The organism is Vibrio sp. B1FLJ16 (assembly GCF_905175385.1).
In the GTDB taxonomy this organism is placed as follows: Bacteria; Pseudomonadota; Gammaproteobacteria; order Enterobacterales; family Vibrionaceae; genus Vibrio.
Genome location: NZ_HG992750.1, coordinates 892,055 through 917,523, shown reverse-complemented (window position 1 = coordinate 917,523; position 25,469 = coordinate 892,055). Strand labels below are relative to the sequence as shown.

The 25,469-nt window shown below is 43.3% G+C and carries 20 protein-coding genes; 9 read left to right on the top strand and 11 right to left on the bottom strand.

Annotation, left to right across the window (positions count from 1 at the left end; all coding sequences use genetic code 11):
• Nucleotides 1-149: 149 nt before the first annotated feature.
• Complete coding sequence (locus KHN79_RS18105) at nucleotides 150-1,892, bottom strand: bifunctional UDP-sugar hydrolase/5'-nucleotidase (protein WP_182009316.1); 1,743 nt, start codon at nucleotides 1,890-1,892, stop codon at nucleotides 150-152.
• A gap of 262 nt (nucleotides 1,893-2,154) precedes the next feature.
• Here KHN79_RS18105 and KHN79_RS18100 point away from each other — a divergent pair, with 262 nt between their 5' ends.
• Nucleotides 2,155-3,789 (top strand): ATP-dependent endonuclease, encoded by a 1,635-nt coding sequence (locus tag KHN79_RS18100; protein WP_182009317.1) that lies wholly within the window; start codon nucleotides 2,155-2,157, stop codon nucleotides 3,787-3,789.
• A 117-nt stretch (nucleotides 3,790-3,906) separates the two neighbouring features.
• On the opposite strand, the gene KHN79_RS18095 is transcribed toward KHN79_RS18100, so the two are convergent.
• Both KHN79_RS18095 and KHN79_RS18090 read right to left on the bottom strand, forming a co-directional pair.
• The gene (locus KHN79_RS18095; protein WP_182009318.1) at nucleotides 3,907-4,392 is read right to left on the bottom strand and encodes a DUF1097 domain-containing protein; all 486 of its coding nucleotides are present in this window, start codon (nucleotides 4,390-4,392) and stop codon (nucleotides 3,907-3,909) included.
• A 267-nt stretch (nucleotides 4,393-4,659) separates the two neighbouring features.
• Nucleotides 4,660-5,565, bottom strand: coding sequence for a LysR substrate-binding domain-containing protein (locus tag KHN79_RS18090; RefSeq protein WP_182009319.1), 906 nt, complete (start codon nucleotides 5,563-5,565; stop codon nucleotides 4,660-4,662).
• Between the two features lie 238 nt (nucleotides 5,566-5,803).
• On the opposite strand from KHN79_RS18090, the gene focA reads away from it, so the two are divergent.
• Entirely contained in the window at nucleotides 5,804-7,255 is a 1,452-nt protein-coding gene (gene focA / locus KHN79_RS18085) for a formate transporter FocA (protein WP_182009320.1), read from the top strand.
• An 81-nt stretch (nucleotides 7,256-7,336) separates the two neighbouring features.
• Here focA and KHN79_RS18080 read toward each other — a convergent pair whose 3' ends face one another.
• From KHN79_RS18080 to KHN79_RS18070, 3 genes are all read right to left on the bottom strand, one after another.
• Nucleotides 7,337-7,906 (bottom strand): YceI family protein, encoded by a 570-nt coding sequence (locus KHN79_RS18080; protein WP_182009321.1) that lies wholly within the window; start codon nucleotides 7,904-7,906, stop codon nucleotides 7,337-7,339.
• A complete protein-coding gene (locus KHN79_RS18075; protein ID WP_182009322.1) occupies nucleotides 7,903-8,442 on the bottom strand; it encodes a cytochrome b in 540 nt (179 codons plus the stop codon). Before KHN79_RS18075 ends, KHN79_RS18080 begins: the two co-directional genes overlap by 4 nt.
• Before the next feature lie 171 nt (nucleotides 8,443-8,613).
• Nucleotides 8,614-8,856, bottom strand: coding sequence for a DUF2164 domain-containing protein (locus tag KHN79_RS18070; RefSeq protein ID WP_182009323.1), 243 nt, complete (start codon nucleotides 8,854-8,856; stop codon nucleotides 8,614-8,616).
• Nucleotides 8,857-9,062: 206 nt separating this feature from the next.
• On the opposite strand from KHN79_RS18070, the gene KHN79_RS18065 reads away from it, so the two are divergent.
• Together KHN79_RS18065 and KHN79_RS18060 are read left to right on the top strand one after the other, a co-directional pair.
• On the top strand, nucleotides 9,063-9,695 hold the full coding sequence (locus KHN79_RS18065) for a hypothetical protein (protein ID WP_182009324.1): 633 nt from the start codon (nucleotides 9,063-9,065) through the stop codon (nucleotides 9,693-9,695).
• 178 nt (nucleotides 9,696-9,873) lie between these two features.
• Complete coding sequence (locus tag KHN79_RS18060) at nucleotides 9,874-10,662, top strand: EAL domain-containing protein (protein WP_182009325.1); 789 nt, start codon at nucleotides 9,874-9,876, stop codon at nucleotides 10,660-10,662.
• Here the strand turns inward: KHN79_RS18060 and KHN79_RS18055 are convergent.
• Together KHN79_RS18055 and KHN79_RS18050 are read right to left on the bottom strand one after the other, a co-directional pair.
• Entirely contained in the window at nucleotides 10,659-11,912 is a 1,254-nt protein-coding gene (locus KHN79_RS18055) for a DEAD/DEAH box helicase (RefSeq protein WP_182009326.1), read from the bottom strand. The two genes, KHN79_RS18060 and KHN79_RS18055, sit on opposite strands and share 4 nt — an antisense overlap.
• Nucleotides 11,913-11,995: 83 nt before the next feature.
• Entirely contained in the window at nucleotides 11,996-12,592 is a 597-nt protein-coding gene (locus KHN79_RS18050; protein ID WP_182009327.1) for an ACP phosphodiesterase, read from the bottom strand.
• Nucleotides 12,593-13,143: 551 nt separating this feature from the next.
• Between KHN79_RS18050 and KHN79_RS18045 the strand changes: the two genes are divergently transcribed.
• On the top strand, nucleotides 13,144-14,574 hold the full coding sequence (locus tag KHN79_RS18045; protein WP_182009328.1) for a methyl-accepting chemotaxis protein: 1,431 nt from the start codon (nucleotides 13,144-13,146) through the stop codon (nucleotides 14,572-14,574).
• Between the two features lie 433 nt (nucleotides 14,575-15,007).
• Here KHN79_RS18045 and KHN79_RS18040 read toward each other — a convergent pair whose 3' ends face one another.
• Together KHN79_RS18040 and KHN79_RS18035 are read right to left on the bottom strand one after the other, a co-directional pair.
• On the bottom strand, nucleotides 15,008-15,676 hold the full coding sequence (locus KHN79_RS18040; RefSeq protein WP_182009329.1) for an HAD-IA family hydrolase: 669 nt from the start codon (nucleotides 15,674-15,676) through the stop codon (nucleotides 15,008-15,010).
• A gap of 278 nt (nucleotides 15,677-15,954) precedes the next feature.
• Complete coding sequence (locus tag KHN79_RS18035; RefSeq protein ID WP_182009330.1) at nucleotides 15,955-16,464, bottom strand: flavodoxin; 510 nt, start codon at nucleotides 16,462-16,464, stop codon at nucleotides 15,955-15,957.
• Between the two features lie 253 nt (nucleotides 16,465-16,717).
• Here KHN79_RS18035 and KHN79_RS18030 point away from each other — a divergent pair, with 253 nt between their 5' ends.
• From KHN79_RS18030 to glgC, 4 genes are all read left to right on the top strand, one after another.
• Nucleotides 16,718-17,191, top strand: coding sequence for a CreA family protein (locus tag KHN79_RS18030; RefSeq protein WP_182009331.1), 474 nt, complete (start codon nucleotides 16,718-16,720; stop codon nucleotides 17,189-17,191).
• Nucleotides 17,192-17,310: 119 nt separating this feature from the next.
• Nucleotides 17,311-18,615: an inosine/guanosine kinase gene (locus tag KHN79_RS18025; protein WP_182009332.1), complete on the top strand. Its 1,305-nt coding sequence runs from the start codon at nucleotides 17,311-17,313 to the stop codon at nucleotides 18,613-18,615.
• 234 nt (nucleotides 18,616-18,849) lie between these two features.
• Nucleotides 18,850-20,598, top strand: coding sequence for a formate--tetrahydrofolate ligase (locus KHN79_RS18020; RefSeq protein WP_182009333.1), 1,749 nt, complete (start codon nucleotides 18,850-18,852; stop codon nucleotides 20,596-20,598).
• Between the two features lie 362 nt (nucleotides 20,599-20,960).
• Nucleotides 20,961-22,175, top strand: a complete 1,215-nt coding sequence (glgC, locus tag KHN79_RS18015) for a glucose-1-phosphate adenylyltransferase (RefSeq protein WP_182009334.1) — start codon at nucleotides 20,961-20,963, stop codon at nucleotides 22,173-22,175.
• A gap of 94 nt (nucleotides 22,176-22,269) precedes the next feature.
• Here glgC and KHN79_RS18010 read toward each other — a convergent pair whose 3' ends face one another.
• Entirely contained in the window at nucleotides 22,270-25,458 is a 3,189-nt protein-coding gene (locus KHN79_RS18010) for a glycosyl hydrolase family 18 protein (RefSeq protein ID WP_182009335.1), read from the bottom strand.
• Nucleotides 25,459-25,469: the final 11 nt, after the last annotated feature.

Sequence of the window (25,469 nt, the reverse complement as noted above, 5' to 3'; positions counted from 1 at the left end):
ATTGACAGGCACGAAATGGACTAACATTGACCAAGCCGCTATCCATGCAATAAATATTGCTACATCTGCCCAAGCTTTTCTCCACATACTTCCCACCCTCAAAAACATACCTAGTTCAGAAGGTTAAGCAAAATGGATACCAAGAATAGCTAGACGGAAAATTGAGAATAAATCTTGTGATTTTGATTTAAGCAGTTAGGTTCATCCGTCAGCAATTCAATGAAGCAATCCGCCATAGACAAGTTACTTACACTGCCCTCACCTTCCATATCGAGCAGTGCTTCATAGCCTTCTTTGCCTTTCATTGTGTACGCCGATGAAGTACCCCGATACCAAACCTCATCTTCGACGTTTACCCAATCGTTTTCTAAAAAGATTTCTAATAACGTGATTCGCTTACCCTTAGGAAGATCTGCATCGTAATCGAAGTTAAGGTTATATGTGTATGGATAGCTACCAGACCCCGTCCCTTCAACGCCATTATTCAGGGCATTATTGATAGCACCTTCCAGCGCACGGCGAATCGTGTTGCCCTGGACATCATAAAAGCCGATTGGAACGGCAAATGGCAATAATCTTCCGGCCACATCAGCTATAGTGATATTTCCCGGGTTCAATGACGTGCGAACACCACCAGCATTGTGGATCGCAAACTGAATACCATGCCCGCGCTGGTTTAAACTGTGCAAAAATGAGCGAGCTACCGCTGAAGCGAGCTCACTTCCTCCAAACTCATCGGGAATTCGCACATGACGCTTTTTGTTTTCCACATTCGCTATCACTTGCGATTGTAATGCTCTTACTCGCGGAATGTACTTGTCCGTTAAAATAGCCTGAGTTTCAGGGTGCTTTTTACACACCACCACATTCGGCTGTCCATGAATAAAGTCGCAAGCCCTTTCAAATACGTCTTGGTCTAACTGTTGGTTTAATGATGAATCCCAGAATATCCGACGGCCAAGTAACAGCTCATTCTGCCCGTTAATCATCGTTGCCTTTCCGTCTTGATCAAACTCAAGTAAACAATGTCCCATCGTCAAAGCGTGATAACCAGCTTGCACTATGTAAGTACCGTTAATCTTCACACCATACTGGTCATCTTTACCTAAACCGATAGCCGAAAAGTCCCCTTGCAAGCGATGGCTGTGCCCACCAACGATGATACCAATACCGTCCACCTTTTCTGCAAGTTCTAAGTCGCCTTCATATCCGAGGTGGCTAAGTAGAATGATATTTTTTATTCCTGCGGCATGGATTTGCTTTACCGTTTCTTTCGCAGTCTCAATTGCAGCGACAAAAGGTGTGTCTGCATCAGGGTTCGCGATGTCACTCATCTTATCTATCGACAATCCAAATATCGCGACTCTCACACCATCAAACTCTTTAACCAAATATTGTGCACTTTGTGTGCGTGGCAGATAACTCAATACATTGCCACAATCGCTAATACGGTGAGATTTAACTTCTGACTCGTTAGATAAGTCCCAGTTTCCTGCCAGTAAAGGAAAATTTGTTCGCTGGCAGAACTGTGCGACAGGTTCATTACCCATGTCTAATTCATGATTGCCCAGAGCCATCGCATCGATCTTTAATGTGTTTAGAAGATCAGCGTTCGCTCGGCCTTTAAACAGCGAGAAATACAACGTTCCCTGAAAGCAATCACCGGCATGGAGAAATAACATGCCGTGACCCTGACGCTTTGCATCGTCACGGAGTTGTTCCACACGGGTTGCGATGCGTGAAAAACCACCCGCACTCACATAAGGTTCTAAGGTAACTTCGTTATTTATTTTTAGTTTTAGCTGTAATGACGTTGGCTCAAAGTAGGAATGAGTGTCATTGATGTGTGCCAGTTTGATTCTTACTGGCTTATGATTTTTATTCATTTTCATCTTCTCTCGTTTCATTCCTTATAATAATAAGAAGTGAATCATGACAGAATCATGAATTTTATGAAACAGCGAAAGTCTATTTCATATTTACGTGATCATGATTTTACGCCTTCGATTCAGAACCTAAGCTCTCTCGATTCTTACCGGACAACATACTCGCGTAATTTTGTGAACTGAGATTGGCTCAATAATTTAGATTTAATATATGCTAACAACTAGCAAGTAACTTTCTATAATTCAAATAATTGCAGGGAGGATTGAGATGAGACTAGAACGCATCGAAATCTCCGGGTTTAGAGGCATCAAACGCCTTTCTCTCTCATTTGACGAGCTCACTACGCTTATTGGTGAGAACACATGGGGTAAATCTTCATTATTAGATGCCCTTTCCATCGCTTTACCTACCGATGGAAAACTTTATGAGTTTGAACTTAAAGATTTCCACGTTGATTACTCTATTTCTCATCCGCAGTCACAACATATTGAAATCATTCTTTGTTTTAAAGCGCAGGATAAACAAGAGGTAAAGGCCGGACGTTACCGCAGTCTTAAACCCGCTTGGTGTTCAAAAGAGAACGGCGCTCATGTCATCTACTATCGTATCAGCGGTTCACGCGTTAATCATGACATCACGACCCAATATACCTTTCTTGATCGTGATGGAAAGCCAAAACAAATTCACCATTCAGAAAAACTCGCGGTCGAGTTAATAACTCTCCATCCTGTAATCCGATTAAGGGACTCTCGCCGCTTCCCCAGTATTTCTCAGGCAAACAGTGACAACAAAAATGCACGTATTGAAAAACGAATTGATAATACATGCCGGCGATTGTTAGCGATGCCCGGGCAAGTCAACAAAGGGGAAATACGCAGTAGCCTAGCTTCAATGCAGACGTTGATCGATCACTATTTTGCTTTTCAAAGCACAAGCAGAGGGAACCCAAGAAAACCCAGAGACGGCCTTTTTTATAATAGCCACCCGTCCGACAAAGGCTTAAGCCAGTACCTGAAAGAAACAAAAGACAAGCAGAGCCGCCTGCTTTTAATGGGCTTACTCAATGCCTATCTTCAGGCTAAAGGACCGACAGACTTAAGGCGCTGCTCGCGACCAATCTTGATCATTGAAGATCCTGAGGGGAGATTGCATCCAACTCACTTAGCCAGAGCCTGGTCATTGCTACAGCTTTTGCCAATGCAAAAAATTCTTACGACAAATAGCGGTAGCCTGCTCGGTGCAGTGCCTCTGTACTCTATTCGCCGTTTATACCGCCTTTCCGACCGGACAATCGCTAAAAGCCTGACTTCATCAAAATTCGGACGCGATGAGCTAAGGCGTATTGGCTTTCACATTCGCTTTCATCGGGCTGGAGCACTCTTTGCTCGGTGCTGGCTATTAGTCGAAGGAGAAACAGAAGTATGGCTGTTCAATGAACTTGCTCGGCAATGTGGTTATGACTTAGCGGCGGAAGGAGTTCAAATTGTGGAGTTTGCCCAATCAGGACTGCGTTCAATTATCAAAGTCGCTAAAGAGTTCGGTATAGACTGGCACGTGGTCACAGACGGCGATGCGGCAGGTAAAAAATACGCACATACTGTACGTGCACAGTTAGAAAATGACCAGGAACGTCATCGCTTAACAGAGTTACCAGATCAGGACATCGAACACTTCCTCTACAATCACGGCTTTGAGGTATTTTTTAAAGACATGATAAAAATACCTCATGACCACCAAATTCCAGCGAAAAAAGTGGTTAATCGGGTACTGAAAAAACATGCCAAACCTGATCTAGCCTTAGCGATTGTTTCACATTGCGAGAAGAATGGAGTGGAATGTATTCCCGTGCTGATACGCTGGACACTCAAGCGCATCGTTACCATGGCCAGTGGTAATACATAGGGTCACAACAACAAAAAAGCACACTATCACAGTGTGCTTTATCAAATATCAATCAAATTGATGATTCGTACCGAGCGGAATAATGCTCAATAAGACGCAGATACTTTAAAATCCGGATTACTGCTGCACTTGCTCAGTAAGAGAAGTAGACGTAGCTGTTGATTTCGCATGTAACCAAAGGCCTGTAGATTTCATCAGGTAGCCAAACACACCACCTAAAATCAGCGAAGGCACAACCAGTTGCCAGTTACCGTCAGAAGCAAAAGTTGCACATGAGCCAATAAATGTACCTGGAATGTACGATAACCAAGCTTGCTTAGCCTGAATACACATGAAAAACGCCACGACGGCCGTAATTACATAGCCTAAGATCTCTAATCCAACGTAGGTGGAAGCATAAATAATAACCATTGCCCAAAACACACCCGTCAAGTTGGTAATCAGACTTGTTGCAAGCCCCTTCAGCCCACTGGTTGGAGAAGCAAAAAAGCTAGTACAGCCTAAAAAGCCGGCCCAAGTTAAAAGACCAAGGGAAATGGCAATCCAGCCCCAAATGCCAGACAAAATGCCAGTTGTAATTGAAATAGCTAAAAGTGTCGTCATGGTATTCGTACCTACTATGCGAGTATCATACCCTCTGGTTTGATAACTGCCTTCATACATTGAAATCAGATACCGATACTAAGGGTATTTTCTCAACCCATCGGTGACATTGATCACAATGATACCATTCTTACTTTCATTTATTACATAAAAAATTTGATGCAACCGATAAATCAACAGATTTGGTAAATAACAAAAGAGCAAATTTCACCCAAATGTCTGTGTTAAGAAACTTTAAGCAAGCTAGAACTTCGCTAATAAAATGAACTATAGGACCGACGGTTTTCCTTTCATCATTCTCAGACCTTCACGTTTGATACAGTCTACCAGTGGATTCTCTGCCATGTCGGCTCGCCATATGAAAGAAAGCGTACGTTCCATTTTTAATTCAGGGACATCGAGTGCAACAAGAAGTCCTGCGTCGATGAAGCGCTCAACGTCCAAGTAAGGTAAGCAAGTCAAATACTGCCCTTTAGCAACAAGGCTTCTCAGGACCGGAACGTGTTCATATTCGCGCCAGACATCTAAATCTTCGATGAGTTGATTTACCGAGCTATCAAAGGTTTTCCGTGTACCTGACCCTTGCTCACGCAATACCCATTTAGCCTGCTCTAACTGAGCCAAACTAACCGTCCTGTGTTTTGCAAAAGGGTGATGGGAAGCTGCCACGACCGTAAGATGATCCCGGCACCACACTTCTTGGTGTAAACGGTTGTCGTCACAACGGCCTTCAATGATCCCTACATCGTATTTGTAATCAAGTACACCCTCGAGGACACCTTTAGTACTTTTCACATCGAGAGAGATACGCATCTCAGGAAAGTCATTATCAATAATACTGATAAGGTCTGGCACAAGGTGTTCTGCCGGCGTTTGGCTTGCACCTATACGAATCTCACCACTCAGTAAGTGTTGCTCGTAGAGCCCCATTTCGATCTGCAACGCATCTTGTAACAAGCGCTTTGCTTTCGGCCTCAACCACATTCCCCAATGTGTTAATGCCATCTGCTTGCCCTGCCTTTCAAATAAAGGGCGTCCTAACATCTTTTCTAATTGTGCAAGCGACATACTGGTCGCAGATTGTGTCAGAGCCAGTTTTTCTGCTGCCTGGCTGACACTACCGGTATCAGCGACCGCATTAAAAACGGCCAACTGCTTAAGTGAATAGCGCAACGTGTCCTCCTTTACGAGCGAGTATTCCTAATACTCTCACTTGGTATAAGCAATAGCATGCATTTTACTCCTCTAAATGTAGTTATCAAATGAATTGATAAAGTTCTTAAACATTATCAATTTTTCATGTGGGAATTTTCCTACTAGTCTGACTGTGCGGCTGAGGAAAGCCGCAGAAATAAAACAATAACTTTAATAATCAAGGAGTTTTTATGGAGTCAAAAACTAAGGAGTTCCTATGGAGGTGATCCGTTCTGACAATCACCAGTATTTTTCTCCGAAAGAAATGATGGCCGAAGCGGAAAAGTTTGCTCTGAGCAAATCGCAGAAAACCAGCAGTATGACCTTAAGCCTTGCCATGATGGCCGGTGCATTTATTGGCTTAGCATTCTTGTTCTATATCACGGTCACAACAGGTAGTTCTGGTGCCGGATGGGGGCTGAGTCGCTTTGCCGGCGGTGTGGCATTTAGCATGGGGTTGATTCTAATTGTGCTCTGCGGTGGGGAACTGTTTACCAGTTCAGTGCTTTCAAGCATATCCTGGGCAAACAAACAGATCTCTTTCGGCAAAATGCTGATGATTTGGGGCAAGGTATATGCCGGTAACTTTATTGGAGCTATGTTCTTGCTCGTTTTAGTTACTGCTGCCGGCTTATATCAGATGGATGGCGGTCAATGGGGTCTAAACGCCTTAAACATTGCCCAGCACAAACTTCATCACACACTCATTCAAGCGTTCGCACTAGGCATATTATGCAATCTATTAGTCTGCCTAGCGATTTGGCTGACATTTAGCTCTGCCAATGCATTAACTAAAGCAGCCATGACTATCTTACCCGTAGCAATGTTCGTAAGCAGTGGTTTTGAACACTGTGTAGCAAACATGTTCATGGTGCCGTTAGGTATTGTTATCGCGAACTTTGCTCCGGTGTCATTCTGGACATTAGTCGGGGTGCCCGCTTCGAATTACGCAGACTTAACTATCTCAAATTTTGTTACCACAAACCTGATACCGGTAACCCTCGGCAATATCGTCGGCGGCGCAGTATTAGTCGGCCTGGCAAACTGGTGTATTTACCGTCGTCCAGAATTAAAAGCCGTAAACATTTTAACCATCAGCAAATCAACACCACTCTTGTCAGTTAAGGAATCGACTATGAAAAACAGCTTATTTGTAAAGGACATCATGAACCCTAGCCCTATCACAATAAACGCAGAAACGCCTGTGGCAACCGCACTTGATACCTTACTAGATCACAATCTTTTCAGTGCACCAGTTGTTGATTTGCATAGCCGCTTAGTTGGATTCTTCTCTGCACATGATGTAATGGTGGATCTATGGTGTGAGGACTACATACCAGTTCAGGGGCAAAAAGTCGTTGATTTGATGAGCCGTGATGTCGTCGCTATCGACGCAGGAGATAGATTGGTAGATGTTGTTGAATTCTTGTGTATCGACAAAGACAAGTTATTCCCGACAAGCAGCATGGGGATTGCCACGCGCTTAACCTCTCTCTCGCTGGAAGAACGTGCAAAAAGCATGAAAGTAAGTAAGCCACAAGTGTTACCAGTACTAGAGAATGGCCAAATGGTTGGTGTAGTATCGCGTATGGAGATTCTTAACGCACTGCGCCCGGTGTATGGCGAACGGTTAAATCTCGTGGAAAAAAACGAACTAGAAACCGCCTGAATGTAGTAAATTTTTCAGTTGGTAACAAAAAAGCGCTCTTCATATGAAGAGCGCTTTACTAATTTCTACTGTGGTAGAAGCTTACTTCTTAACACCTTCGATATGAAGTTCCATATCTACATAGCTAGAAGCGCCCATCACCGGAATATCAAAGTCAGCAAGCTCAAGTCGAGTTTGACCAACAAAGCCCGCACGCTGGCCACCCCAAGGGTCATTACCTGCACCAACAAACTCAGCTTCAATCACAATTGGTTTAGTTACGCCATGCAGCGTTAAATCACCAGCCACATCCAGTTTACCGTTACCTTTATCAGTTACTTTTGTACTTGTGAACGTTGCTTGGCCGAATTTGCCCGCATCGATGAAATCACCACTACGGATGTGTTTATCACGCTCTGCGTGGTTTGAATCCAGGCTGGTAGTATCAACAACCACATTCACTTTAGACGCAGCAATGTTGTTCTCATCAAAAGAAAAGTCACCAGAAAATGTATTAAAACGTCCTTTGATGAAGCTGTAACCTAAGTGGCTAACTTTAAAGTTAACAGAAGCGTGAGCTCCTTTCGTATCGATAACATAATCGGCTGCTTGAGCACCCAACGGTAGTGCCATAGCCAACGCTAATCCTGTAGCAAAGAGTGACTTTTTCATTTTGAAGCTCCTAACATTTTTCTTAATGTGTTGTCTTTATCGATAAAGTGATGTTTAAGTGCAGCAAGAGCATGTAAACCCGCAATAAGGATCACTGCCCACGCTGAGTAGAAATGGATTTCACCGGCCAGATCTGATTGATTTGGGAATAACTCACCTGCTCCCGGTACGGTAAACCAGTTAAAGACTTCGATACCGCGGCCGTCAGATGTAGAGATCAGATAACCAGTGATAAAAATCGTGATAAGAAGAACATACATCACTGCGTGTGCTAACTTGGCAGCAGCGACTTCATAAGCCTTACCTTCCGCCTTTGGCGATACTGAAATATGTTTCCATGCGATTCGCGCTATAGTAACGATAGCAAGCAAAATCCCGATTGAACGATGGTAATGAGGAGCAGTACGATACCACTCACTGTAGTAACTCAGCTCCACCATCCACAGACCTACTGCAAATAAGCCTATAATTGCCAGTGCCGAAATCCAGTGCATGACGCGTGCGACCAGGTTGTAGTTTTGTACAGGTGTATCCATCTCAATTTCCAGAAGTTATTCTCTTGCCAAAGTCATTAATTAAACACGACATTAACCGATTTACTGAATATGAAACAGATTATTTACCATTATTTACACCCAGCCAATTACAGCTTATCTACCAACCTGTTCGAAAAATTTGAATAACTTAAATGTAAGAAACTTTGAATTTTATATCTTTATTTCTTTTTCAATCTCGTAAAGCTCGTCAGAAACTTCCAACATACGGCGTTCAATCAATGATTTAGCGTCTTCAACACCTTTGTTATAGTACACCGCTCCAAGTTTATCAGTAATAAAATCAATCAAAAACTCACTATCAAACTGGCCAATTTCGATGCTTAACTCATCTTGCATGTAGTCCTGAATGGCAGTTGCCAGCGCTTCTTTTTGTGCCCTTTCTAAATTAATCATGAGTTATCCTTAGATTTTTACGTTTGATTATTTTGTGCGGTAGGAATTGATACTTCCGAACATGGTATGAACATTTAGTTCCGTTTATAGGTAGGATTCCTAATTTTGATGTTTAGATCAAGAAGTTGCCGTTCTAAATTAGCCTAATCTAAAAAGACTATGCTAACCTTTCGCCGTTCATTGCCGAAACCTTTAAGGGATATTCTTTGCTACTCGATCTAGTAATTCAAAGTGTTAATGATTTTCAAGGAGACTGTCTGAAGATCTGTGAAAAGCATTATCCCGCAGTTCATAATCAGGGAATGAGCGAGCATCACTTAGGTCTTGCGTTTTCAAGGCGTATGGATCATACGCTTCGTCAGTTTGGCCACAGTAGTGTTGTCAAATCTCTCGAGGTACTAAACCCACCGGATCTACCCCATCATTATCGTATTACTTCAGAGATTGGTACTGTATGGGTATTAAGTTATCACATGGTTAGTGCTGGTAATTCTTGTCGGGAAAAGATGCTTTCTTCAATTACTGAATGGCAAACTGAGTATGGCTATGCTTTGCAGCCCAATGATCTTCTTCTTCTAGTTTGCGATCATTGGATCAGCAGAAGTAAAGCAAGCAGAGAGCTGCTGCATTGGTGGATGGGAGAACTACCTGCTCCTATTAGCGAATATACGGAACAAGGTATCACTCTTTACAGCAGTGAAACGCAGCTAACGCAATCTCTGAACGAACGTTTTGATATCACGCCATGTTACATAAAGTATGGACATCCTTTACGCCGCACTAACAAACAACAACTCGTACGTAAATACATTCAACTCTATGCAGTACTGCAGTGGTAGTATCAAATTGCTATCGGCAAACTATCAACGTATTCATCAATTAATTTGAAACAGCTCGCTAAATCTAACTAACTCAGACTAACGCACTTGCCACAACGAAGAGCCCAACTTTATTCTTTCTGAATCACATTAAATTGATGAACGCACTTCTCCGATAAGCATGATCTAGGTTGTAATAATGATGAGCACTTCGCAGCTATTTAGCTGCATTTCAAAACAAGTAGACGGACAATACATCGCGCGCTGCGAAAATTTAACGCTTAGAAGTGTATTCCAACCGATTTATACGAAAGACCTTAACGTCGTAGGACTAGAAGCACTAGTCAGAATCACTGACTCTAACGGTTCAATGCTTCGACCTGATCACTTTTTCCAATCGGAAACCTTTTCTGAAATACAGCAATTGAATGTTGAACGCTTAAGTCGATTAATTCATGTCAAAAATTTTGGACAATCTCATTACCGGGATAAACGACTATTTCTTAATGTACTGCCAAAAGCGGCGGAAATGGCGATGAAGGATCTATCTTATAGCCACCTGCTAAAACAAGTTATTCGCCAGTGTGGCCTTAGTACCGAACAAATCGTCATGGAGTTAGTCGAACTTGACGCAAGTGACTCGTCTTTGCTTTATAAAGCGACCAAACAACTCAGTGATTCGGGCTTTAAGCTTGCAATAGATGATTTCGGGATTAACGCCTCTACAATTGAGCGCGTAAAATGTGTGCGACCTGACATCATCAAAATAGACAGGTCACTCCTATTACAATATGAACAGGGCGATTTTTCTGCACTGCTGGGCGCGCTGTTGCTGGCGAAAAATCTTCGTTCGAAAACCGTTATTGAAGGTATTGAAACCGAACATCAACTTAATTTAATGAAAAAGCTCGGTTTCGATATGTATCAAGGCTATTTGCTTGCGCTTCCACAAACTTTAGACGTTTATGATCACGCTAAGACAGCCTAGCGACGATTTTTTCCGCGATTCTTATGAATTGCCAGTTTAGCTTTGAGCTTTCGCTTTTCTGACGAGCGGCTCTTACGACGTCCTCCGCCATTTCGTTCAGGCTCGACCTCTTCAATTAAACTTGGTTCAAAGCCTGCCAACCATTCTTGTGGCAAACGCTTATCAAGCAAATTCTCAATCGCATGTAATAAGTATTCTTCGTCTCGGCTCATCAGAGACACCGCTAATCCAGAATTACCAGCGCGACCTGTCCGCCCGATACGGTGAACATAATCTTCGGCTTTGAAAGGCATATCGAAGTTAACGACTTGCTCCAGTTCCTGGATATCCAATCCACGGGCAGCAACATCTGTCGCTATAAGAGCGCGAACTTTACCCTGTTTAAATTCATCTAAAGCGCGTTGGCGCGCACCTTGCGATTTATCACCATTTATGGAAATCGCCTTAATACCATCCAACTTTAGCTCTTTTGCCAGTTCGTCACTACCCTGCTTTGTTTTCGTAAAAACAAGGACTTGTTGCCAGTTACGCGATCCAATTAAGTATGCCAACAGTTCACGCTTACGCTTTTTATCAACCGGATATACAATCTGCTCGACCGTTTCTGCAGTGGTATTTGGCGGAGTTACTTCAACTTCAACCGGCGATTCCATTAACTTATAAGCGATGGTTTTAATCCGTTCTTCGAACGTAGCAGAAAACAGCATAATCTGTTTGTCTGCTGGCAATCTGCGCAAGATTCTTTGTAAATCCGGCCAGAATCCCATGTCCATCATTCTGTCAGCTTCATCGAGCACGAGTGTGCCCGTTTTAGAGATGTTTACGTTGCCGTTAAACAGGTGATCTAGCAAACGGCCTGGAGTAGCTACCAGAATGTCTGCTCCTTCTTCCAGCTTATTCTTTTGTACGCCAATGCTTGTACCACCATAAACACATACAATTCGTAGTTCAGTTTTAGATGCATACTGAGTCAGACTATCGAAAACTTGCTGCGCCAACTCACGTGTAGGGACGAGAATTAACGCATGAGGCGTTCCGTTAAGTTTCTGTTGCTGTACTCTTTGAATAATCGGCAGTCCAAATGCAGCCGTTTTACCCGTACCAGTCTGTGCTGCCGCAAGCAGGTTTTTACCTTCCAATACGTGGGGGATCGACTTTTGTTGTACTGGCGTTGGAGTAACAATATTCAAATTGCTCAGGGTCTCCACCAGTTTTTGTTCAATGCCAAGGTCAGCAAAATTAACGGACATGATAAACCTCATAATTTTCGGAGCGCAGAGTTTACCAGAGCCCCTTTGACCATACTACCTTTAGACATTGACATTATCAGGGGCTACGCCTTGACCAATTGTTTATGCTGCCTAACCGCTTTAGCCAGTACATCTGTATATAACGATGGGAAATGGGCTTCTAATGTTGAATACTCGTTCTCTAGTACTGTAAATGTCGTCGCAAGGTTAGCCATTCTAGGGCTTCTTTTCGACATCCTGTGCAGCGCAAATTCAATATTGTCCAGCTCCTGATAAGATTGGAACCAACCGCCCGTCCACATCCTACTGTGCAGCAATAAAAATCGGGGCGGCATTTCATCGTTTACTTCTCTGTCGACTATTTGGTAAGCATCATTAACAAAACGATTGAGTGGTTGATCGTGAAAAGACAGCCAGTGCTTAGCCAGGCAATGATCCCAAAACATATCTAGAGCGATCGGGGCAAACCTACGCGAGACACCAGTGAAGAGAGGTTTACACTCTTCAACAATAGGATGTTGATCGGTGATAGTGTCGACAAAACGGTGGAGTTTAATACCATTAGATATGTGGGCCGAATACTGTTTACTGGGATCACCTTTCACAAAATCCCCGAGTAGGTTTCCCAGCAAATGACTACTACAGTGATCCGCGATATGTAAATGGGCAAGAAAGTTCATTAGATGCCGTAATCGGTTTTATAACTTGTTTAACTTTATTTGAGTGTAATGCTTGGCTCACCATGTATAGAAAAAACGTCCGTCACTCTGACTCATTCTCGAATTCCATGTAATCCGATAAGTTCATGCCAATTTCAAGCGCGTCTAACACCTCAAGGCTCTCTTCGTTATGATATTGATCGTTCATTAAGTTCTCCTTTAATTAACCGTGAAGCAATTTGCTCCTTCCTTTTAGCTGTACATTATCCATTTTGTATCAGCGACTTCGTTTTATCTCCTGTCTATGACAAGTTTATTACAACAAGAAACAAAAGCTATTTGCCACACCAGCTTAACAGTACATAAGGCTGGCATATCCTCCCCTAAACAAATGTTAAAACTGAGTTTTGTTTAGATATTAAAAGCAATCCAATCCCTCAATATGGTGATTTAGATCTCGTTTTGAACAATGCAATTGTTTTGAATTACATTTTTAATGACTAATCTCTCATGTTTTCGTTACATTTGACGATAACAATGTAAGCCACATTACATCTCAAATGGAGTAATAAATGAAAGAAGTTGAGTTTAGGACGATAGACCGACTCTTTATTAAGATGTCTATCAATGACAAAATCTGGGTTATTTTCCTACTATTTATAATTGCCCTCACTTCTATCGCGGGAAGCCGTTACTACACCGAGATAGACCAGTTTGAACAACAATCAATCGTTGCTACACAAGCGAAACTCTCCGGGATCATAGAAGCAAAACCACAAGACATTGATAAGATCGGTGGCATCACTAAAACAAACAGCCTGCAAGCTCATACATTCCAAAACGGAACTGTCACCGTTTACGCTAAAACTAATAATGGTGAAACAGTTAAGTTATCAGATAACGTAACTAGTGAGTATCAGGAAGCCAAGTCAAACGCACTTACCTCATTTCTTCTCAGTTTTGTTTGGGTACTTCCGTTCGCACTGTTTTGTTACTGGGTAGCAACCTTCATTGGTGGTGCTTTATGGGTTCTCTACACAACGACTCAGAAAATTGGTGACGGTGATTTAACCTCACGTCTTGGCTTTCATCCAGGACGAGATGAATTTGGCACAATTGGGTGTGCGCTAGATAAATCAATGGACACGTTAACGGAGCTCGTTAACAGCGTCAAAGAAAGCGCGAACACATTAAGCGAAACCTCTTCTGCATTTGAAAGCGACATGAAGCTGAGTGAGACTCAGGTATCACATCAATATCAAACTCTTGATTCCGTTGCGACTGCAATGGAGGAGATGACGGCGTCTGCAAATGAAGTATCCAGTATTTCTCAACTAGCTGCGACACAGTCTGACCAAGATGCGCAAAAAATTGAGCTAAGCCGTAGCCGCGTACAAAATGTTATTGGCGAAATTGAAACACTATCTAGTTACATCGAACAAGCTTCCGCCTCAGTGACTCATTTAAATGACAATACAACGCAAATAAATGAAGTAATAACCACCATCAACGCGATTTCTGAACAGACTAATCTGCTTGCTCTGAACGCTGCGATTGAAGCAGCTCGTGCCGGAGAGCAAGGCCGTGGTTTTGCAGTTGTTGCTGATGAGGTGCGCACTTTGGCAAGCCGTACGCAACAAGCAACGGTTGAGATCCAAGCCATGATTGAGAAGTTGCAAAATGAAAGCCAAAACATTGCTTCTATTACTGCCCGTACAGTAAAACAGGCGCAAACCAGTACTCAGTTAATTGGCGATATCGGTGACGATATTTCTTCGATCGCTGAATCAGCACGTTCGCAAATGGACATGAGTATTCAAATATCTACTTCTGCGGAAGAACAAAGCGCTGTTGCCAATGATATTGCTTCAGAGCTAACAGATATACGTACTCAGTCTAGTATGCTTAAAGAAGTTGCTGAACAATCGACAATCGGCGTGGCTAACTTAACTAAAGCATCCATAAATCTTGGTGAAGTATTAGTTAGATATCATACTAAATAATTATTCTAAATATTGATTAAAATGGGTTCCTAAAAAGGAGCCCATTCTTTTTTGTTTGTCCCTAACTCTGCTAGATGCAACTGGTTGAACTAATACATTTTTTTTGAAGTCAATCGAAAGTTAGCTTTGTATATGATGAAATAATGTTCAACAACTTAGTGTTCCGCTATGCTTGAACGTGAAGATTCCAATTTGCTGCTGGAAATAAAAATATGAATAATTACAAAGATACAAAAGACAATGAAAACCTACAATGCCCTCTATGCCAATGTGATGAGTATCTGATCTCTTCAGATGGCGAGAAATTCACTTGCGCGGCTTGTGGATTTCACACTAAAAACTTCTCTTCAATCCAATGTTTACACCAAACGCCTTATTTGCAATCTAAACTAAAGCATGTACATAGCCTGAGTAGAGTTTGTCACTAGGTAACTTAAATAGAGCAGCCTAACAGCTGCTCTTTTAATTCATCTAAATGATGGATTCGGATAACACGCTCATCATCAACACGATTGATCTCTTCACCATTAAATAACTGCACCGTTTTGATACCAGCATTCAAACCTGCTTCTACTCCCTTTGGCGTATCGTCGATATAAAGACATTCGCTGGGTAAGAACCCCATATTCATTGCACAATACATAATCAAATCAGGCTCGGGTTTCCAACTATTCGCATCAAAAGCTGAAAATATCTTACCGGTAAAAAAGTCCAATAAACCCGTTAGCTCCAACACATATTCAATTTTATCTTTTGGTCCGTTCGATACGACGCAATACTCAATATTGTGTGAGTCAAAAAATTTAAGCAGCCGTTTCGTGCCATCCATAGGTTGCAAATGACGAACAAATAGCTTTTGAACTTCTTGTCTGTACTCGGGCTCTAACACATCGATAGGAACGTTAAGTTTCTTTAATTTTTGTGTATCAATCAGAATGTCTGCAAGCTTGCCGCCTTTGAAGTGCGACACGCACTCTTTCATTGTTAGCTGTGCACCATGCTGATTAAATACGTTAACTAAGGCCTGACAACACAGGCGTTCACTATCGACAAGTGTTCCATCACAATCAAAAATTACGCATTTTATATTGTTTATTGCCATAGCTTACCCTTAAACGCCTATTTTGTTGTGAGAGACAATAATATTTGAGTTTAGGCTTATTTAAACGATGGGTTCGGCATTTCAGACAAATCTTATCGAACAATTGTCTGTTTCTATATCAAGGTCACGGATTTCATACTGAATAACAATGTAATTACTTAGTTTTCATCATTCTAACAGTGAAATAAAAGTTGCTATCAAAACGCGGAGAAATTGGCATGGGAATGCCGGAAAGGATAAAAGAAGCTTGCCTCACACAAAAGTGAGACAAGTTTAAGTTAGCATTCGCAGATGATGGTTTCGGACAGTTTATTGCTGTTATCTAGTTTCTTTAAAAGAGAACCGATAAACTGACTTTTGTCTGATGTTCCGGAGACTGCAATATCGGAAACCAGAGTGCTCCCTTCAAACTGACTGACTATGGCCGCACCAGCTGGACTACCCTCAATAAAACCAACGTAAAGTTCAAAGTCCGGCGTGAGTATGATTTGAGTGAGATATTCCACAATCATCTGCTGATCATGTTGGTTAACCCAGCGTTGCGACTGAAGAATAGAAAACATGATAGTGAGTCGGTGGAAATCAACGAGAAATATATCTTCTGCTTTGAACGCAGACTCACCCGATAAAAGAGAGCCTTTATCAACTATCTGATAATCAGCCTGTTTTAACGCTTGAAAATAGATGTCTCGCCCTTTTAAGCTCTCAGGAGTAGGAAATTCGACGTCGACTAATTCATGCAGCCACGAATTTTTACGCTCTATACTGGCTAACTGTTGTTCATTCATTTAAGTACCTTAACTATTTCAGGCTACAACGAGGTAGCAAGTCAAAAACAAAAGCGAGCTCGCATGTTACAAACAACCTTTTCTGTATCAACGTCTTCACAAGAAGATTAAGCAACCTTTGACTTTGAGGTCGTACCTTAGCACGAAGCCTATGACAAACCTAGCTAAAGCCCTGAGGTAATGCCTAATTTTGTTTTACATGCAAACGTCTGCTAGATTGAATCAATAATCTTTTGTAGTTAAGGACGGAATAATGAAAAAAAGCTTACTCGCTCTAAGTTTAGTAACCCTACTGGCTGGGTGTGGTGCCGATGAAGTTGGCGATGTTTCGCTGGGTATGTTCACTTTGAAAGATATTAAGCTCAATATGCTCGTCGATCCAGAAGTCCCAGGCGTGACTTGCCACATTGCCAGTGTCGAAGCCGACCTGAGCTTCGCCGACCCGAGCGACAGCTCAATATCTTGTCGTCAAACCGGAGAAATCACACAAGAGATGCTCGCTAATGTCGACAAGAGTAAATCAGGCGAGGTGGTTTTTAAGAAATCTAAAAGTATCTTTTTCAAGTCTATGAAAATCCGTCGTATCTTTGATCAGGACAATCAAACATTAATGTATCTCTCCTACTCAACTAAAGAGAGTTCAGGCAGCCATAAGCACAGTTTGTCAACAGTACCGCTGTGGGGAACCAAAGCTTACGTTGCACCAACGGAAGCGAAAGCCAACTAATTCTGCAGTATCGTTCAGCCCATCACGTGCACTGGTGGGCAATTTTATTTGCAACATATAATTCCATTTCATATTTTTGTGATACAATCCCGCTTCTTTTTTCTCACTCAAGAACAAGCATGAAGTTTCCTGGTCAGCGAAAATCTAAACACTACTTCCCAACGCACGCTCGAGATCCATTAGTTAACCAAATACGACAGACACCGAAGCTATATCGCCCGACGATTGTCGGTGTAGGTCAAACTATCGTAGATATCGAAGCCCGTGTAGATGATGCGTTTTTAGAAAAGCACAACTTAAGTAAAGGACACTCTCTCGTTCTTGAAGAGAGCAAAGCTGACGCCCTGTATGAAGAACTTGTCGAGCAAGGACTGATTACTCATCAATATCCCGGCGATACTATCGGTAATACGCTTCACAACTATTCTGTGCTTGCAGACAGCAAATCCGTACTGCTTGGCGTTATGTCAAAGAACATCCAAGTCGGGTCATTTGCTTATCGCTACCTTTGCCGCACTTCTTCCCGAATGAACCTGAACCACTTGCAAACGGTAGATGGCCCTATCGGCCGCTGTTATACCCTTATAACTCAGGATGGTGAACGTACTTTCGCGATAAACGAAGGTCACATGAACCAACTTTCGCCAGAAAGTATCCCTGAAGAAGTATTCAGTAAGGCATCGGCATTGGTCGTGTCTTCTTATTTGATGCGAGGCAAAGAAGAAGATCCGATGCCGCAAGCGGTACAAAGAGCGATTGAGTTTGCTAAGAAACACGAAGTACCAGTTGTGCTTACTCTGGGTACTAAATACGTGATTGAGGGTAATGCTGAGTGGTGGCAGGAATACATTCGCGAAAACGTGTCTGTCGTAGCCATGAATGAAGAAGAAGGCGCTGCACTTACGGGACTTTCTGATCCGCTTGCTGCCGCAGATAAAGCACTGGATTGGGTCGATCTTGTGTTATGTACAGCAGGTCCAAACGGTCTGTATATGGCTGCTTACACAGATGAAAAAGTAAAACGTGAAACAACTCACGACACGCTTGAAGGCTCAATTGATGAGTTCAATAAGTTTGAATTTAGCCGAGCGATGCGTAAAACAGATTGCGAAAACGCAGTAAAAGTATACTCCCATATAGGTCCGTACTTAGGCGGGCCGTTGAAAATTAAGAATACTAACGGCGCAGGTGATGCAGCCCTGTCTGCACTGTTGCACGATATGGCCGCTAACTCTTTCCACCAGAAAGAAGTACCAAACTCTGAAAAGCATGAAGTCCGTTGCTTAACTTACTCTTCTCTCTCACAAATTTGTAAGTACGCCAACCGAGTGAGCTATGAAGTATTAACCCAGCACTCCCCTCGTCTGTCTCGTGCGCTGCCTGAGCGGGAAGATAGCTTAGAAGAGACCTACTGGGATCGATAAAGACTGAGCGTTATAATCGAAAATATAAGTGGGTCACCGTTTGGTGGCCTTTTTGTTTTGATCTAGCACAGTACATGGTTGTTTTTGCTATTATCATACCCGCTAAATCGAATTAAGTTCTTTACAGATATTTTCTTCCCCGTATTATCCTTGCGCAAACGTTTACGCAACAGTTAGTAGCGCTTCACATAGGTTTATGTGAACACCACGTGTTAGTCACTTTTGGGAGTACCCATGCAGTCTGATATTGAAATTTGCCGAAACACCCCACTTTCCTCCATTGAGGCTATTGCAAGCAACGCTGGTCTAAAACCGCATGAATATGAGACTCACGGTAAACATAAAGCCAAAGTGTACCCGAGCTCTCTTAATCGACTGAAAGAAAACAAAGACGGAAAACTGGTATTAGTCACGGCCATCACACCTACCCCGCTTGGTGAAGGTAAAACCGTAACAACCATTGGCCTTGCTCAAGGACTCTCAAAACTGGATCAATCAGTCATGGCTTGTATCAGACAACCATCAATGGGACCGGTTTTCGGTATTAAGGGCGGTGCAGCCGGTGGTGGTTACTCTCAAGTTGCACCAATGGACGAACTTAACCTTCACTTAACCGGTGATATTCACGCGGTTACTGCAGCTCATAACCTCGCTTCAGCAGCACTTGATGCACGCCTTTATCATGAGCATCGTGAAGGTTATGACGCATTTGAAGCGCGCACGGGATTGAAAGCACTAAAAATCAATGCGAGCAGCATTACCTGGAAACGCGTGATGGATCATAACGACCGTGCTTTGAGAATGGTTAAAATTGGTTTAAATGAACCCGGTAAAAGCATCAATGGTAATCAGAGAGATGAAGGTTTCGATATCTCTGCCGCATCTGAACTGATGGCTATTATCGCTCTGGCCAAAGATCTAAAAGATTTACGAAAGCGAATCGGGCGTATTGTCGTTGCCTATGATCTTAATGAGCAACCCATTACGACGGAAGACCTGCAAGTTGCAGGTGCGATGGCGGTTACCCTAAAGGAGACGATTGCACCAACACTGATGCAGACTCTAGAAGGTGTACCGACGCTTATTCACGCTGGTCCTTTTGCCAACATTGCTCATGGAAACTCTTCCATCATCGCTGATGAGATTGCATTAAAACTATCTAGTTACACCGTAACTGAAGCGGGTTTTGGATCGGATATGGGTTTCGAGAAAGCGTGTAACATAAAAGCTGCTGCTGCAAACCGATCCCCCGACTGTGTGGTAATTGTCGCAACGCTTCGTGGTCTAAAAGCAAACTCAGGGCTTTATGATTTGCGTCCGGGAGCAGAAATACCGGACTCTATCTTTAACGCCGATGAATCTGCTTTAAAAGCCGGTTTTGAAAATCTGAATTGGCATATTAACAATGTTCATAAATATGGTATCCCTGCCGTTGTTGCTATCAACCAGTTCCCACAAGACTGTGAGCTTGAGCTGTTAGCACTAAAAGACTTAATTCACACCTATCACCCTGATGTTAAAGTTTCCGTGAGTAATGCTTTCGCCAAAGGTGGAGATGGCGCGCAAGAACTCGCACAATGTGTAGTTGATACTTGTCGCACTCCAACAACTTTCACCCCCCTTTATACGCAAGAACAAACACTTAAAGAAAAGTTAATGTCTGTATGTGAAGCGGGTTACGGAGCATCGAATGTGGAACTAAGTGATTTAGCCAGATCACAACTGAAACGATTCGAAGAACTAGGTTTTGATAACCTGGCAGTATGTGTTGCTAAAACGCCCCTCTCTATCACTACAGACTCTGCAATTAAAGGTGCCCCTGGCGGATTTTCAGTGCCTATTCGTGAACTGCGCTTATGTGCTGGTGCGGGGTTCGTTTATGCGCTATCCGGCAGCGTGATGACGATGCCGGGCTTACCTGACAAGCCTGCTTTTATGAATCTTGACTTGGACGATGAAGGCAACATTGTCGGACTTTCTTAACAAAGACTTTAGCTGCTAAGTAACGCAGGCTTGAAATAAAGAGAGCAGCACGCTCTCTTTATCTTGTTGTTTATTCATCACTTTACATTGTAAATCTTATCCATACCATACCGTCTCCAGTGCTGCATCAATTTGGTGCGCACTATAATACCCCTTCCCTAATGCAGTGCGTTAATAAGCCAAGTTTAAATAAATCCCTTTGATTTTTAAAAAATTATTCTATGGCTCGATTCTTGTACTACAGTTTTCAGTAGAACATAAACACATCAGCACATGACATTCTAAACATCGTTTGCTTAACACTAAAACTCCCCAGTTAAGCACTGTTTTGGGTCATGTATTAACAAGGGAAAGGGAACACTATGCAAGACGCACTCGCTGTAATTCTAGCTGGAGGTGTGGGCTCAAGACTTAGCCCATTGACTGATCACCGCGCTAAACCTGCAGTACCATTTGGTGGTAAATATCGCATTATCGATTTCACACTAACTAATTGTCTTAATTCAGGTTTACGTAAAATTCTGGTTCTGACTCAATATAAGTCTCACTCACTACAAAAACACCTCCGTGACGGTTGGTCTATCTTTAATCCCGAACTTGGTGAATACATCACCACTATCCCACCTCAAATGCGCAAAGGTGGTGCATGGTACGAAGGTACCGCAGACGCCATTTATCACAACTTATGGCTGTTGTCCCGAAATGATGCAAAGTATGTTGTCGTATTGTCTGGAGACCATATCTATCGCATGGACTATGCAGCAATGCTTGAAGAGCACAAAAAGAAAGGCGCTAAACTCACCGTTGCGTGTATGGATGTCCCTGTAGATGAAGCTACAGCGTTTGGTGTAATGGGTACTGCAGAAAATGGGCTGGTAAAATCCTTTGTAGAAAAGCCATCAAACCCGCCAACTTTGCCTGAAGACCCATCAAAAAGCCTTGCTTCAATGGGCATCTACATTTTTGATATGGACGTTCTTAAATCTGCGCTGCACGAAGACGCACAACAAGAGTCATCAAGTCACGATTTTGGTAAAGACATCATTCCTAAACTCATCGATACTGAGTCTGTGTACGCCTATAAGTTCTGTGGTAGCAAAGGCCGTGTAGACAAAGATTGTTACTGGCGAGATGTAGGTACAATTGACTCTTACTATGAAGCAAACATGGATTTACTTGAACCGCTTCCACCGATGAATTTGTACCAGTCAAACTGGTCGATTCGTACTTACGAGCCGCAATACCCACCAGCAAGAACGGTTTCATCAGCGACAGGTAATGAAGGTATCTTTATTAACTCCATAATTGCAAATGGAGTGATTAATTCGGGCGGTTCCGTCCACCATTCAATCATATTTTGTAATGTTCGTATTCATGACAGTGCAACTGTCGCAGACAGTATTATTTTCGATGGCGTAGAAGTTGGCGAAGGCTGTGAACTCGTAAACTGCATCGTCGACAAACACGTCCGTATTCCTCCCAATACTAAAATTGGCGTGAACAAAGTTGAAGATGCAAAACGCTTTCATGTGTCTGAAAAAGGTATCGTCGTTATTCCAGAAAGCTATGAATTCTAAGAAAGCTACGAATTCTAAATAGCTTTTTAAAATAGAATGAAAAAAGCGCACGATATAAATCGTGCGCTTTACGTTTTGATAGTACTAGTTAAGACTAGATGTTACATACGGTAGACCAGCTACCATCGCTTCCAGGTACTGAAGAAGTCCACCAGTTAGCCTGGTATACAACGCCGTTGTAGATAACTTTATCGCCTTGGTTTGCGTGGCTTGGGTTACCCGCCCAGTCAGTCTGAGGGAAATCAGGGTACTTTACCAATCCGGTAGCATCACAAGAACCTGGTTCTGTTGTACCACCATCACTTCCAGTGCCTGAAGTCAGCTCACCAATTGGTAGATCTGGTTGCTCAAACTTGAACGCAAACTCTTTACCACCTGAAATTACTGTGTAGTTTGCAGGACCAGAGATTGGTAGGTAGTAAACCATATCAAGCTCGTAAGTACCGCCTGCTGGTAGTTCTTTCCAAGCCGGTAGAGAGAAAGACACACGGTGCATTACACCATCCAAACCACCGATGTTGTCTGCTCGAGTATGACCAGATGAAATTACTGATAAGCCACCGCCAGACTGATCTTTCGCATTATCCGGAGCGGATACAGGAATATCAAACTGGAACTCTGTACCGCCAGGGATTGCTTGGCCAGTGTTGTTAGTAAAGGTAATTTTCGGGTTAATCGGGTAGTTTTGATCACCAACTTTAAAGCCACCAACACTCACTGAAATATCAACAGCTTCTGTCGGTATTGCACCAGTTGCAACCGTATTACCGTAAGGCGTTGCAGACTTAAACTTGTCGTAGATAGCTTTAGTCATGGTATTACCCATGTGATATTCACCGTTACCCGCGGCACAAGCTTGTTCAGTAGTATCGACTGTTGTACGGTTGCCATTTGCATCTAGGACGTAACAATTGTAGTCACCTGCCAGTTCCCAGAACATGATGCCACCGATTTCTTTGTCGATAACGTAGTCAGCTTTAACTTCAATTGACGCTTTATCTTCTGTAGACAGGAACACGCTCTTCTCTGCGTTCCACAACCAAGGTGCTACCGCAACATCATCATAATGACGCGTATATGTACCAACTAGTTGATCAGAAGAATCATTGACAGGATCTAGGCCGTACGCATCAGCATAAGAACCCCAGATACCATTTTCCAGGTTCTTCGCATGCCACATAGGGTTAGAACCCGCGCCCATCTCGTTACCAGCAGGGTCTAGATCGTGCCACATGTTGTCGATACCCATAGCACCATGACCACAGTTGTTGCTCTCACCTTCACCTGTACCTGCCGCACATTCAGCCTGGTTAGGTAACGCTGCTCGGCCCCATAAACCATTGTCGCCGCCTGTTACGCCTTGCCAGCCACGGGTGTAGTATGGAACACCGATGTTTATACGGCCTGCCGGCATAGAGCCGCGGAAGTAGTGGTAAGCCCAATCCGTGTTCAGGTAACCAATGCCGCCGTAAGCCGCTGTACCATATACGTTCCACTGAGCAAGCTCAGAGTCTTTACCAGTATCAAACAACGCAGCGTTGTGACCAACATGATCGTTCCACGCACCGTGCAAGTCGTAAGACATGATGTTTACGTAGTCCAGGTACTTAGTAACGTCGAATGTTTCCATACCGCGCAGCAAGTAGCCTGACGAAGGCGCTGCGATAGTCAGCATGTAGTGATTACCATCCTGAGCTGAAGCTGCATCAAGTTTTTCACGCAGTACTTTCATCAACTCCTGGTATGATGCCCATAGGTATTGACGACGTGGCTCCATGAAATCTGCATCGTACGGGTTACCCGCGCCAGCCATCGAAGTCGGGTATTCGTAGTCAATATCAAGACCATCGAACTTATATGTACGCATCATTTCTACAGCAGAAGCTGCAAACTTCTCAATGCCAGCATGGTTGATTGAACCATCAGCATTAGTTGTCATGGTGTAGAAACCACCATCTGCGACACGGTCGCCGTTGGCATCAAAGTGACCGCCAGTTTCAGCCCAACCACCGATAGAGATCAGCGTTTTAACATCGTGTTTCTGCTTGTAAGTTGCCAGCGCACCAAAATGGCCCTGGAAGCCTAATGCAGGATCGACTTCTACTCCAGGCCAAGTCTTACCTGTTGCAGGGTTGTTTGGATCATTTACATCGCCAACGTTAACCTTACCATCTGAACCGATGCTAACGAATGCGTAGTTGATGTGAGTTAACTGTTCCCAAGGGATATCTTTTACAAGGTAAGTAGCTTGCGGATCGTCACCACTACGCCAGCTTGTGAAGTAACCAATCACACGGCGTGGGTGATCAGCACCCATCTTCTCACGACCTTCTTCATCGTAAATCGTACAGTAAGGTACTTCTACACCGGAAGTTTGGTATAGACCGTCAGGGCGACAGTTAGCCGCAACATCGCCGCCATTTACAGTAAGAGTTACCAATGACGAGTCTGTCGTCGCACCAGCATCATCCGTTGCTTTCGCATAAACGGCCAAAGAGCCCGCCTGTGAAGGAGTCACATCTAAAGTGTATGGCGCGCTAGTTACTGTGCCAGCCAAGGCACCTGCTACATAAAAGTCAACTTTAGCCACCGTGCCGTCTGTATCTGCAGCATTGGCAGTCAGAGTAACACTTCCACCTAGCTCGACTGATGTTGCTGATAGTGCGACATCAACTGTTGGAGCTTCGTTACCAGGAACTGCGGATTCAACAGTGAGCGCTACACTGCTTGCTGTACTTACCGCACCAGCATCATCGTACGCCAACGTTGAAATGCTATGCTGACCTTCCGTCGCTGTCCAAGAAGCAGAGAAAGGTGCCGATGTTGCCTGACCAACGACAACGCCATCTACAAGGAATTCAACCTTACTGATTGTGCCGTCTGCGTCAGTCGCATCAGCAGATAAAGTAACAATATCGCCTGCTACTACTGTGTCAGATGCAACAGGAGAAGTTAAAGTAACTGTCGGCGCTTCATTTTGTGGCGGATCAACTGGGTCAGTCGGTTCAACAGGATCGGTTGTGCTTTCACAAGCACCTAAGTTCTCCCATTCTCCCCACTGACCAGACTGCGCAGGATTGTTATTCTGAGTCCAGTAACGCGCTTTATAGGCGTTACCTTCGTACTGAACTTGATCACCACCAGTGTAAACAGCTGATGATTCCCATGCTTCTAAAGGTCCACAATCAACAGCTGCGTAACTGTTGAATGCCATAAGACAAGACGCAGTGAGCGTGCTCAGTGTAAAAACACTTTTTACTGCTTTCCCGTTTTTAAGGTGCATATTCGCTTTTC